The 12,957-nt window shown below is 62.2% G+C and carries 10 protein-coding genes and 1 tRNA gene; 2 read left to right on the top strand and 9 right to left on the bottom strand.

All coding sequences use genetic code 11. From position 1 onward, the window contains the following. The first annotated feature begins 161 nt into the window (after positions 1-161). On the top strand, positions 162-1,214 hold the full coding sequence (locus PAN31117_RS13305; protein WP_150738698.1) for a patatin-like phospholipase family protein: 1,053 nt from the start codon (positions 162-164) through the stop codon (positions 1,212-1,214). A 91-nt stretch (positions 1,215-1,305) separates the two neighbouring features. On the opposite strand, the gene PAN31117_RS13300 is transcribed toward PAN31117_RS13305, so the two are convergent. From PAN31117_RS13300 to PAN31117_RS13280, 5 genes are all read right to left on the bottom strand, one after another. Beyond that, positions 1,306-2,007, bottom strand: a complete 702-nt coding sequence (locus tag PAN31117_RS13300; protein ID WP_150738602.1) for a C40 family peptidase — start codon at positions 2,005-2,007, stop codon at positions 1,306-1,308. Positions 2,008-2,329: 322 nt separating this feature from the next. After that, positions 2,330-3,925, bottom strand: coding sequence for an ABC transporter ATP-binding protein (locus tag PAN31117_RS13295; protein WP_150738601.1), 1,596 nt, complete (start codon positions 3,923-3,925; stop codon positions 2,330-2,332). Then, positions 3,922-5,016, bottom strand: a complete 1,095-nt coding sequence (locus tag PAN31117_RS13290) for an ABC transporter permease (protein WP_150738600.1) — start codon at positions 5,014-5,016, stop codon at positions 3,922-3,924. Before PAN31117_RS13290 ends, PAN31117_RS13295 begins: the two co-directional genes overlap by 4 nt. Before the next feature lies 1 nt (position 5,017). Continuing rightward, positions 5,018-6,073, bottom strand: coding sequence for a microcin C ABC transporter permease YejB (locus PAN31117_RS13285; RefSeq protein ID WP_046291582.1), 1,056 nt, complete (start codon positions 6,071-6,073; stop codon positions 5,018-5,020). 2 nt (positions 6,074-6,075) lie between these two features. Then, positions 6,076-8,157, bottom strand: coding sequence for an extracellular solute-binding protein (locus PAN31117_RS13280; protein WP_246189065.1), 2,082 nt, complete (start codon positions 8,155-8,157; stop codon positions 6,076-6,078). A 279-nt stretch (positions 8,158-8,436) separates the two neighbouring features. Between PAN31117_RS13280 and PAN31117_RS13275 the strand changes: the two genes are divergently transcribed. Next, complete coding sequence (locus PAN31117_RS13275) at positions 8,437-9,270, top strand: aspartyl/asparaginyl beta-hydroxylase domain-containing protein (RefSeq protein WP_370855758.1); 834 nt, start codon at positions 8,437-8,439, stop codon at positions 9,268-9,270. A 121-nt stretch (positions 9,271-9,391) separates the two neighbouring features. Here the strand turns inward: PAN31117_RS13275 and PAN31117_RS13270 are convergent, their stop codons facing one another. From PAN31117_RS13270 to PAN31117_RS13255, 4 genes are all read right to left on the bottom strand, one after another. Further along, positions 9,392-10,603 (bottom strand): MFS transporter, encoded by a 1,212-nt coding sequence (locus PAN31117_RS13270; protein ID WP_150738599.1) that lies wholly within the window; start codon positions 10,601-10,603, stop codon positions 9,392-9,394. A gap of 193 nt (positions 10,604-10,796) precedes the next feature. Beyond that, a complete protein-coding gene (locus PAN31117_RS13265) occupies positions 10,797-11,138 on the bottom strand; it encodes an FKBP-type peptidyl-prolyl cis-trans isomerase (RefSeq protein WP_039399124.1) in 342 nt (113 codons plus the stop codon). Between the two features lie 121 nt (positions 11,139-11,259). Continuing rightward, positions 11,260-11,353, bottom strand: a tRNA-Ser gene (locus PAN31117_RS13260). A 248-nt stretch (positions 11,354-11,601) separates the two neighbouring features. Continuing rightward, positions 11,602-12,852 carry an aspartate kinase gene (locus PAN31117_RS13255; RefSeq protein WP_150576832.1) on the bottom strand — a complete coding sequence of 417 codons (1,251 nt, stop codon included), beginning with the start codon at positions 12,850-12,852 and terminating at the stop codon, positions 11,602-11,604. Positions 12,853-12,957 lie beyond the last annotated feature (105 nt).

The raw sequence follows: 12,957 nt of genomic DNA, 5'->3' as shown, positions 1-12,957 counted from the left end.
TCGCCGTAAAATTGCGCGTCGATGCACCGGCCACCCCATCACAACGATTCAAGGTGCCGCGTGCGTTTGTCCTGCCCTGCCGGAGTTTCCCCTTGTTGTCGTTGATCTCTAATTTGCGTCGCGCCGTGAAGTCCACAGCCGCCGCTGCCCCCGTTGTGTCGGTGCCCGCCCCCTCGCCCGCCCGTCAGGCCTGCGGCTCACGTAATTCAGGTGCCGCACGAACCGCGCGCATGTCGTTCGCCGCGCTCGCCGTGACTGTCGTGATTGCCGGGTGTGCCAGCGCACCTCCGAGCGTTTCGCAAGGCACGTCCTCGTCGGCACCGACCACGACGGTCCCGCCGGTCGCCCAGACGCCGACGACACCGGTCACACCCCTCACGCCGCCCAAGGTCATCCGTCCGCTGAAGATCGGTCTGGCACTCGGCGGTGGCGCCGCACGCGGGTTTGCGCACGTTGGCGTCATCAAGGCGCTCGAAGCCCGCGGGATTCATGCCGACATCGTGGTCGGCACCAGCGCCGGGAGCGTCGTGGGGGCGATGTACGCCTCCGGCCTGAACGGCTTCCAGCTGAACCGTCTGGCATCGACGATGGACGAGGCCTCGATCAGCGACTGGACGATGCCGTTCCGCTCGCGCGGCATGTTGCGCGGCGAGGCGCTCCAATCGTACGTCAATAAGGTGCTCAAGGACCGCACAATCGAGCAGATGCCGCGTCAGCTGGGCATCGTCGCCACCGATTTGCAGAGCGGCGCACCGATTCTGTTCCGACGCGGCAATACCGGGCAGGCCGTGCGTGCGTCGAGCAGCGTGCCGGGCGTGTTTGAGCCTGTGCACATCGGCAGTCGCGATTACGTCGACGGCGGCCTGGTCGCACCGGTACCCGCGGAGTATGCGCGTCAGATGGGGGCGGACTTTGTCATCGCCGTCGACATCTCAGCCAATCCGACGGCGCAGGCCACGCAAGGCCAGTTCGACATCCTGATGCAGACGTTCACGATCATGGGACAGTCGATCAAGCAGTACGAGTTGGAGAAGAATGCGGACGTCGTGATTCGTCCGTCGCTGGCGAAGATGGGGGCCTCGGACTTCCAGGGGCGCAACCGCGCGATTCTCGCGGGCGAGGAAGCGGTCGCCAAGATGTGGCCGGAGATCCAGCGCAAACTGGCGGACGCCCAGTCGGAAGCGGCTAAAGGCATGCCGCAGGCCTCACGCTAAGCCGGTGCGCCGCGCCCCCAAACAAAAATGCCGCCCAATGGGCGGCATTTTGTTTGCATCGACGCCCGCATAGCTCGCGGGAATCGACGACTTACATCGGGTGGTCGTTCTTGAACAACTGCTCGACGCGCGTGAGTTCGGCGCTGGCCTTGAGCGTCTCGACACGGCGAGCGCCGTTGTAGCGGGCCGACCAGTACGATTCGCGCAGGTCTTCTACGCGGATCTTGCCGCCCGTTGCCGGGGCGTGCACGAACTTGTCGCCGCCAATATAGATACCGACGTGGGAGAAGCTGCGACGCATGGTGTTGAAGAACACCAGATCACCCGGCTTCAGATCGGTCTTGGCAATGCGCTCGCCCACCTGGCTCATTTCTTCCGAGCGGCGCGGCAGCATGAAATTGAGCGTGTCCTGGAACACATAGCGCACGAAGCCGCTGCAATCCAGACCGCTGTCCGGCGTGTTGCCACCGTACTTGTAACGAACGCCGATGTAATTCAGCGCGCCAAGTACGACGTCCGACGCCTTGTCCGTCACATTCGACAGCAGCTTCTGCGCACGTTGCACACGCGACTCTTCGACGACCGGCTGAGCGGCGTCGGTGGCCACGGTGGTGACGTTTGCGGTGTTCGAGGAAGCGTTGCTGGCTTGAATGGCCGCTGCGGCAGCGCGGGCTGCGGCGGTCGGACCATTGTTATAGTCGTCAGCCTTCGCCGTCAACGAGGCGGTGACGAGGCCGGCGGCAGTGAACGCGAGAAGGAGTGTCTTGCGGGTGCGCGGAGGTTTCGTCTGCATTGGTCGCCGGGTTGGTTGAGTCGGATGGCCGATGAGTAGCTCGTCAGTTGCAACAGGATGCTGCAGTGTTGAAAACCTTCGAGTCACGCCCGGCTGACCCACCGCCGAACTTGTTGTCTTACCCGACCTCTGACGAGACCGGTTAACTCGTTGAATAATCAACTTAATTGGTACGCGATAGTAATGTGAACGTCACATGATGTCAAAAGGTAATAGAAAAAAACAATCAGCGCAATCAGGAAATTTTCATTAACAATCAATCATTTGCGATTTGGCCGATGTTCCGCGACGTTATATGACGTTTCACGGCAATGTCACGGACCTACAGCATGGCCGCCGCGACCAGCTCCCGCGTGTAAGCGTTCTGCGGATCAAAAAATACCGATTCCGTATCGCCCTGCTCTACCAGATGCCCGTCCTTGAACACCAGAACACGGTGCGCCATCGCCCGCATGACCGCCAGATCGTGGCTGATGAAGAGGTAACTCAGGTTGTACTTGATCTGCAATTGGGCCAGCAGATGGAGCACCTGCTGCTGAATCGACACGTCGAGCGCGCTCGTCGGCTCATCGAGCACGAGAATTTGCGGATCGACGATGAGCGCCCGGGCAATGGCAATCCGTTGCCGTTGACCGCCGGAAAACTCATGTGGGTAGCGCGACATGGCGCGCGCGTCGATGCCGACCTCGCGCAGCGTTTCCGCCACCTTGGTCCGCCGCTCGTCCTCGCTCATCTGCGGGCGATGTAACGCCAACCCCTCGCCCACGATTTCTTCGATCGTCATACGCGGCGACAACGAGCCGAACGGGTCCTGAAACACGATCTGCATGCGGGAGCGCAAGGTGCGTTGTTTCGTGCCTCGATATGATGCCAGCGGTTCGCCCTGGAACTCGATCTGCCCCGCGCTTGCGTGCTGAAGACCGAGCATCGCCATCGCCAACGTCGTCTTGCCCGACCCCGACTCACCGACCACCCCGAGCGTCTCGCCCTGACGCAGTGATAGATCGACCGGATGCACCGCGCGGAAGCGACCGCGCCGGAACCAGCCGCGCACACCCGGCTGCGCCGTCGCGTAGTCCACGGTCACGCCCCTCCCTTCAAGCAACACCGGCGCAATCGGCAGCACCGGATGAATCTCCCGCTGCGGACGGCTGTCGATGAGCTTGCGCGTGTACGGATGCTGCGGATTCGTGAACAACGTCTCGGTGTCGGCGCACTCGACCAGCACGCCCTTCTCCATCACCGCCACGCGCTGCGCGAAGCGTCGCACCAGATTCAGATCGTGCGTAATGAGCAGCACCGCCATACCGCGCTTCTCGGCGGCATCGCGCTGCAACTCCAGGAGCAATTCGATGATCTGCGCGCGGATGGTGACGTCGAGCGCCGTGGTCGGCTCGTCCGCCAGTAACAGCTTGGGACGGCAGGCAAGCGCCATGGCGATCATGGCGCGCTGACGCTGACCGCCCGACAGCTCATGCGGGAAATGCGACACGCGCCGCTCCGGCTCGGGAATGCCCGTGCGGCGCAGCAGTTCGATGGCGCGCGACCTGGCGTCCTTCTTGGACAGCCCTTCGTGCAGCTCCAGCGCCTCGGCGATCTGCTCACCGATCGGATAGAGCGGGTTGAGCGCCGTCATCGGCTCCTGGAAGATCATGGCGACGTCGTTGCCGCGCAGCCCGCGCATTTCGCGCTCGCTCACCGAAGCGAGATCCACGCCGTCGAGCAGAATGCGCCCCTGAATCTGTGCGTCCTGCAAAAGGCGCAGAATAGCAAGCGCCGTCACGCTCTTGCCCGAGCCAGATTCGCCGACGAGCGCGACCCGCTCGCCGCGCTCAATGGCGAGGCTCACATCCTTCACGGCCTCGGTGTCGCCGAAGCGCACCGAGAGATTTTCGATACTCAGGAGCGGCGCGTTCACATCGCCCCCCCGGCCGCGGCCTGCTTATCCGCGACACGCGTGTCGAGCGCATTGCGCAAGGCGTCTCCCATAAACGTGAGCAACATCAACGTGAGCACGAGCACGACGAACGTCGCCAGCGAAATCCACCACGCATCGAGGTTCGCCTTGCCCTGATTGAGCAGTTCGCCAAGGCTCGGGGTCGGCGGCGGCACGCCGAGCCCGAGGAAGTCGAGACTGGTGAGCGCCAGAATCGCCCCACTCATGCGGAACGGCAGGAACGTGATCACCGGCGTCATGCTGTTAGGCAATACGTGACGTCGAATGATCTGCCAGTTCGACAGCCCCATCGCCCGCGCCGCGCGCACGTAATCCAACTGACGATTACGCAGGAATTCGGCCCGCACGTAATCGGACAGGCCGATCCAGCCGAAAAGCGACAGCAGCACGAACAACAACCACAAATGCGGCTCGAAGATCGACGCGAAGATGATGAGCAGATACAGCTCGGGCAAGGATCCCCAGATTTCGATCAGCCGCTGCAACGTGAGGTCGATGCGTCCGCCGTAAAAACCCTGCACCGCACCGGCGAGCATGCCGAGCAGTGTGCCCGAGACTGTGAGCGCCAGCGCAAAGATCACCGACAGCCGGAATCCGTAGAGCAGCCGCGCGAAGACGTCGCGGCCGCGGTCGTCCGTCCCCAGCCAGTTTTCGGACGACGGCGGCGCCGGGTTCGGCACCTTCGCAAAATAGTTGATGGTGTCGTAGCTGTAGCGCACCGGCGGATAGATCGCGAAGTTATCGCCCGCGCGAATGCGGTCCTCGATGAACGGATCGAGATAGTCCGTCGGCGTCGGAAAGTCGCCGCCAAAGGTCGCTTCGGGATACGTCTTCACCAGCGGAAAGTACCACTGCCCCTCATAGCGCACGACCCACGGCTTGTCGTTGGCGATGACTTCGGCAAACAGGCTGATGCCGAACAGCACGACGAAGGCGACAAGGCTCCAGTAACCGAGTCGGTGGCTGCGAAAGCGCCGCCAGACACGCCAGCGCGGCGAGCGCGATGCGGTATAGGACGTCGGGCGTTGCGATGGCGTGGCGGATCGGGTCACGTCAGTGCTCCACTCGATCGAATTGAATACGCGGATCGACCAGCACGTAGCAGAGGTCGGAGATGAGCTTGGTCACCAGCCCGATGAGCGTGAACAGATACAGCGAACCGAGCACGACCGGATAGTCGCGGCGCTGTACCGATTCGTACGACAGGCGGCCGAGTCCGTCGAGCGAGAACAACGTCTCGATCAACAGGCTGCCCGCGAAGAACGCGCCGATGAACGCCGCCGGAAAACCGGTGATGAGCGGAATCAGCGCATTGCGGAACACGTGCTTGAACAGCACCTTGCGCTCGGACAATCCTTTGGCACGCGCCGTCAGCACGTACTGACGGCGGATTTCGTCAAGGAATGCGTTCTTCGTCAGCATGGTGATGACGGCAAAGCTACCGACCACGGACGCCGTCACCGGCAACGTGATGTGCCACAGATAGTCCATGATCTTCGCTGGCCACGACAGATCGCTCCAGTTGTCCGAGACGAGTTCGCGCAACGGGAACAACTGCCAGAAGGTACCGCCGCCGAACAGCACCAGCAGCAACACGCCGAGCACGAAACCGGGGATGGCATAGCCCACCAGCACGACCAGACTCGTGAGCGTGTCGAAGCGAGATCCGTTGCGCACCGCCTTGGCGATACCCAACGGCACCGATATCAGGTAAGTGAGGAAGAATGTCCATAGCCCCAGCGAAATCGACACCGGCAGCTTCGAGACGATCAGCGACCATACGCTCTGATGATGGAAATAGCTCTGCCCGAGATCGAAGCGCGCGAAGCGTTTGAGCATGAGCCAATAACGCTCCATCGGCGTTTTGTCGAAGCCGTAGAGTGCCTTGATCTGGGCGAGCTGCTGGGCATCGATGCCTCGACGTCCGCGATAGTCGCTGCCGCCTCCGCCCCCGCTCGCCTCGCCACCGCCGCCACGCCCCTTGAGTTCGAGCATCACCTGCTCGACGGGGCCGCCGGGCACGAATTGAATCACCGCGAAGGTCAGCGTAATCACGCCGAGCAACGTCGGAATCATGATCAGCAGTCGTTTGAGAATGTAGGACCACATAATTAACGGGTCACTCCTTTCGAAGCTGCTGAAGCTGCTGAGGCTGCCGAGTCTGCTGAAGTTGCCGGGGTCGGCGCGCCTTGCGCCTCACCCTTTGCCGCCTTCGCGCCGCCATCCCACCACATCGAGACGAGCCAGCCTTCAGCGGTGAAGTACAACGGCAATTTTTCCGGGAATTGCAGATTGCGTTTGTACGCCATGCGATGCGTCGACGAGAACCAGTGCGGCACGATGTAATAACCATGCATCAGCACCCGGTCGAGCGCACGTGCCGCGGCGACGAGATCGTCGTAGTCATGCGCGCGCACGAGGCTACCAAGCAGCGAATCGACCGCCGGATCCTTCAGGCCGATCACGTTGTCCGACCCATCCACGTTCGCCGACTGGCTGCCGAAGCGGTCAAGCAGTTCGGTGCCGGGGATCTGCGAATCGGGATAACGCAGCGAGATCATGTCGAAGTCGAACGTCTCGATGCGCTTTTGATAGAGCGCGAAATCGCTCTGGCGGAAATTGAGTGTGATGCCGAGCTTCGCGAGATTGCGGGCATACGCCGACGCCACCGGCCCCATCGCCCCGCCATCGTCGAGAAATTCGAAGACGAACGGCTCGCCCTTCGCGTTACGCAGCGCGCCGTCGCGATACGTCCAGCCCGCCTGCGCCAGCAGTTCTCGTGCCTCGCGCAGGTTATCGCGCAGGCTCGCGGGCGGCGTCGTCGTCGGTTGCACGACCATCGGCCCGAACACCGCCGGGTCGAGCTTCTTGCGCAGCGGTTCGAGCAGCTTCAACTCCGCCTCGCTGGGCACGCCGCGTGCAGCGAGGTCGCTGTTCGTGAAGTAGCTGTAGATGCGCTGATACTGGTTGTAGAACAGTTGACGGTTAAGCCACTGATAGTCGAGCGCGAGATCGAGCGCCTTTCGCACGCGCACATCTTTGAACAAGTCGCGGCGCGTATTCACGATGAAGCCCTGCATACCCGCCGCGTTGTGGTGCGAGAACTCACGCTTGATCAGCTCACCATCTTTGAAGCGCTTGCCGACGTAACTGCGCACCCAACTCCGGGCACGGTATTCGGTGATCGCGTCGAACTCGCCCGCCTTGAAGCCTTCGAGCCGCACGATGTCGTCGGAGTACAGCTTGTAGACGATGCGCTCGAAGTTGTACGTGCCACGTCGCACCGGCAGGTCGTTGCCCCAGTACTTCGGATCGCGCCGGAAGGTGATGCGACGCCCGCCGTCGTACGATTCGATCAGATAGGGACCACTCGCCACTGGACGCTCGAAGGTCAACGCATCGAACGCCTTCTTCTTACCGTCCGCCCCCAAGTTCCACTTGGGCGAGAAGACAGGCACCGACGCCACGAGCAACGGCAGATCGGGGCTCACACGTTTGAAATCGAACCGCACGCGACGGTTGTCGAGCACGCTCACGCCCTTCACGTCAGCAAGCATCACTTTGAAGCCGGGCGCCGACTGCGGGCTCATCAGCGTGTCGAAGGAATATTTGACGTCCTGCGCCGTGACCGGGTCGCCGTTGTTGAAGCGCGCCGCCGGGTTGAGGTGGAACGTGACGGAGGTGCCGTCGGGCGCGACGGCGATGTCGTCGGCGAGTAGACCATAGACGGTCGCGGGCTCGTCGGCACTGCCGATGCCGAGCGTCTCGAACATGAGACCCGACACCCCCGGCGCGGACGTGCCTCGCAACGTGAATGGATTGAATTTATCGAAGCTGGTGCGGCGATCGGGGTTCGCGAGCGTCAACGTGCCGCCGCGCGGCGCATCGGGATTGACGTAATCGAAGTGGGTGAAGCCCTGCGGATACTTCGGCTCGCCGTACTGGGCGATGGCGTATTTCGCGTGCGCCGGGGACGTCGCCAGCAGACCGGCGGCCAGTGCTGCCGCGACGGGCGCGGTACGCGACGCCGTGAGTACTCGGGAAATGCGCCGGAAGCCAAAGCGTACGACACGAACGGAAGAGACAGCGAGATCGGCGCGCGGCGTCGGGACAAGCGCTGACGCCAGAGAGGTCACGAAACTGCGGAGCGAGCCCCGGGTCGTGTGTGGATGCCGTGTTGTGCGCGCGTTCATGCGTCTCCTGTGTTGGTCGGCCAGCGCCAGCCTGCCCGGGGTCCGGACGCATCCAGCCCCCACCCCTTCGATCCGCCCGAAACATCCCGTAACCACTCCCTCACGCACATTTCCCGCATGAGGCTTGGCGTCACGGCCGGACCGCGCGACAATTGTACCCAAAAGCCCGGCGTTCACCGCACTGAAAGACACTGGCTCGCCGGCCCGGTTCCCTCATTTCCGCCCTGGAGCCCGACGTTGAGTGCCACACGATCGCCCGTGCAGAACCCCAACCGTACCCTGCCCCGCTGGCTGGCCAAATTTTTCTTTCAGTGTGTGGAAGCGGCGCAACGCAGTATTGCCCGTCACTCGCTGGTTGGCGACAAGCCCATTTTCGATAAAGCCCAGTTCCCCTGGGTCGAAGCGATCGAGGCGCAGGCACCGGCCATCGCCCGCGAACTCGAAGCCGTACTCGCCACACCGGGACGTCTGCCCGCGTTCCACGAGATCTCTCCCGACGTCGCCACCATCACGCAAGACCATCAGTGGCAGACATTCGTCTTCCTCGGTTACGGCATGCGTGCCGAGCGCAACCTCGCCCGCTGTCCGGCGACTGCCGCCGCCCTCGATGGCATTCCGGGCCTTCGCACGGCTTTCTTCTCGATTCTGTCGCCGGGCAAGAAGATTCCCCTGCATCGCGGCCCGTATAACGGCGTGCTGCGGCTGCATCTGGCATTGAAAGTGCCGCGCGAGCGCGAGAAATGCTGGATCGAGGTCGATGGACAACGCTACGTCTGGCAAGCGAATCGCGCTGTGATCTTCGACGACGCCTACGAGCATCAGGTACACAACGACACCGACGAGACGCGCGTGGTGCTGTTCGTCGACTTCGAGCGTCCTTGCAAAGCGCCCGTGTCGTGGCTCAACAAGCTGCTGCTGTCGTTTGCCCCACTCACACCCGAGTTGCAGCAAGCCAAGACCAATCACGAGAAGTGGGAGCGCGACTACTATGCGACGCCCAAGCCTTCGGCACTGGCGTCGACGGCCGTGCCGCCGTCGGGCATGCCATCCGCGAACGCACCGACCCAGAGCGGCGCAGCGACGGACACGCATGCGGAAACGGTGGCCGACTAACGCGCGCATGGTTGATCGCGTGCCTTGACGACAAATCCGTCACCTATAAAAAAACGCCAGCGAATCGTGTTCGCTGGCGTTTTTCATTGTGACGAATGGAACCGTCGACACTACGTCGGCACTACGCCTTTCGCGCGGGCTGCGCGAGCGCGTCCTGCGTGGGCGGCGGGACGAAATTCGCCGCGAGCACGGCCACGAGCGCCGCCGCCAGCATCGCACCGATGCCAAGCGCGGCATCACCGAAATGCAGGTAAGCGAACTTCATCGCTTCGATCACGGCCACGGCCACAACGATGGTGATCATGCTGAGCATGCCTGCGACCGTTGCCCTGTTGGGACTATCGACGGCGAACAGCGACTGGCGATACACCACGCCGTAACACATACCCATGCCGAACGCGTGTAGCGTCGTGCCGATGAGCAGCGCCGGATAGCCAGGCGCGAAGATGGCAGTGCCGACGAGCGACACCGCCGCGCCGATCAGCATGGCCGCCACGCCGGTCGCCAGCAGACGCCCGTTCGACCAGCGCCCCACCTGACGCGCGAGCAGCACATTGCCGAGAATCAGCGCAGCGAACACCGGCACTTGCAGCATGGCGTACTGCATCTGCGACAGCCCTGCGCGCTCGATCAGGAACACCGGCCCCAGTGCGATCCACGTGAGCAATGGCGTCACTGCCAGCCCCGTGAGCACCGCGCCGCGCCAGAATCGTCCACTGGAAAGCGGCAGCTTGTACCCCGCCCAAAGTTGCTTGGCATTCAGCGCATTACGATCGTGACGCGACAGCTCCGGCATCGTGCGATACAACCCGACGAACGAGAACACCGCGACGATGGCAATCAGCCAGAAGATGCTGCGCCACGGCCAGAACGACACAACAGCAGCACCGGCGAGTGGCCCGAACAGCGGCGAGAGCAACGACACGTTCGCCATGAGCGCCATCACACGCACGGCAGTCTTTTCCTCGAACGCCTCATGCACCGTCGGGTACCCCACCGTCAGCACGAAGCAGCAGCCCATGCCTTGCAGAAAGCGCAGCGCAATGAATTGCGGCATCGTCTGCACGTAGTGCACCGCGAGACATGCGACGATGAACATGACGAGGCCGGAGAGCAGCACACGACGGCGACCGAAGCGGTCGGCGAGCGGGCCGAGCAACCACTGCAGACTCGCATTGCCGAGCATGGCGGCGGTCAGCGCCAGTGTAGTCATTTCCGCAGACGCGCCGAACTCGCGCGTGACGAGCGGCATACCAGGCATGATCATATCGTTCGAGATGTAGACCGCGAACTCGAAGAGCACCAGCGAGAAGGGGAACCAGAATCTCGACACAGGGGACCTGGGGGAAAGCGGACTTACAGAGTGAGACACCTCGTAAAGGCTCCTTTGTGCAACCCACGCTCGTAACGTCGGCACATATGTATTGAACTCCAAAAGACAACACCCCCGGTGCCTGCGAGGCACCGGGGGTGTCTGTTGCTTCGACTGTGCCGCCTCAGTGTAGTTCGGGCGGCGTTTCGATGCTTCAGACGTCCAACAGATCGACCTCGAAGACCAGGGTGGCGTTCGGCGGGATCACGCCGCCTGCACCGCGTGCACCGTAGCCAAGTTCGGCAGGAATAATGAGTTTGCGCTTGCCACCAACCTTCATGCCGGCAACCCCTTCGTCCCAACCGCGAATGACCATGCCGCCGCCAAGCACGAAGGCGAACGGATCGTTACGGTCTTTGCTGGAATCGAATTTCTTGCCGTCGGTGAGCCAGCCCGTGTAATGCACGGTCACGGTCTTGCCCGGGGTGGCTTCAGCGCCATCGCCCACTTGCAGGTCTTCGTATTGCAGGCCGGAATCGGTAGTGACAGTCGACATGGTTGTTCTCGCTCGAAGAAGAGAGGATATCGACGCGCGAGGTATCGCCAACGCGCGAACTCTGGAAAGAAAAAACCCCCGGCTCTCCGCGAAGAGCCGGGGGTGTTCCGCCAAGGCGACTTGGCGGAGACGGAGGGATTCGAACCCTCGATCCAGGTTTTGGCCCAGATGCTCCCTTAGCAGGGGAGTGCCTTCGACCTCTCGGCCACGTCTCCCAAACTTGTCGTCGCACCAGGGAGGTGATGCGACGAGACCGTGATACTACCGGCTGTTCTCGATGCCGTCAAACATTATCCGCATCGAAACCCAACTTTTTTTGCGTACCTGTCACGCACCGGACACGTACACGGGAATTTTCCCGCATCGCTACCCGAAAATTCCGTTACGCGCCGCATGCATCACGCTCACATGCGGCACGTCTTTTTGCCGTCCGAAGCGACGGCTGGCGATCCGCTACGATCGATTACGCCTGATCGAGTTCGAAAGCCTTATGCAGCGCGCGCACGGCGAGCTCCATGTACTTCTCGTCGATCAGCACCGAGATCTTGATCTCGGACGTGGAGATCAGCTGGATGTTGATGCCCTCTTCCGACAGCGTGCGGAACGCTTTGCTGGCGATACCCACGTGCGAGCGCATGCCCACGCCAACGATCGACACCTTCGACACCTTCGGGTCACCGATGACTTCGGCAGCGCCGATATGGCCTTGCACGTCGCTTTGCAGCAGCGTCATGGCGCGTTGGTAGTCGCCGCGCGGTACGGTGAACGTGAAGTCGGTCTTACCCTCGACGCTCAGGTTCTGGATGATCATGTCGACATCGATGTTCGCGTCGGCGATCGGGCCGAGAATCTGGTACGCAATGCCCGGGCGATCCGGCACGCCACGCACGGTGATCTTGGCCTCGTCGCGCTGGAATGCGATACCCGAGATGATGGCCTTTTCCATTTGTTCGTCTTCCTCAAAAGTAATCAGCGTGCCCGAGCGCGCTTCTTCGTCGAGCGCGATCATCGGGTCAGTCAGGCTCGACAACACGCGAGTCTTGACTTGGTACTTGCCGGCGAACTCCACCGAGCGGATCTGCAGCACCTTGGAACCGAGGCTGGCCATTTCCAGCATCTCTTCGAAGGTCACCTTGTCGAGGCGGCGAGCCTCGTCGACCACACGCGGGTCCGTCGTGTACACGCCATCGACGTCGGTGTAGATCAGGCACTCGTCAGCCTTGAGCGCGGCAGCGACCGCTACCGCCGAGGTGTCCGAGCCGCCGCGACCGAGCGTGGTCACGTTGCCGTTCGGATCGATCCCCTGAAAACCGGTGATGACGACCACGCGGCCGGCATCGAGATCGGCCATGACGCGCTTGTCGTCGATTTCCGAAATGCGAGCTTTGGTGAAAGCGCTGTCGGTCTTGATCGGTACTTGCCAGCCGGCGTAGCTCACGGCATCGACGCCGGCCTCTTTGAGGGCCATCGCCAGCAGGCCAACGCTCACTTGCTCGCCCGTGGCGGCAATGGCGTCGAGTTCGCGCGGATCCGGATTGGCCGAAATCTCTTTGGCCAGGCCCAGCAGACGATTGGTCTCGCCGGACATCGCCGACGGCACCACCACCATCTTGTGACCGGCCTTGTGCCACTTGGCCACGCGCTTGGCGACATTCTTGATGCGCTCCACCGAGCCCATCGACGTGCCGCCGTATTTGTGTACGATCAGAGCCATAACATTGCTAACACATTGATTTAAAACCGTTTATGAATCCTGCGCGGATACCCCTTCATGGGTATCGGTGACGTTTCGATTCGCGGAACTTTTGATTATCGCACG

It is taken from the genome of Pandoraea anapnoica, from assembly GCF_902459765.1.
Lineage (GTDB): Bacteria > Pseudomonadota > Gammaproteobacteria > Burkholderiales > Burkholderiaceae > Pandoraea > Pandoraea anapnoica.
This window is presented reverse-complemented; position numbering and strand designations above follow the sequence as displayed.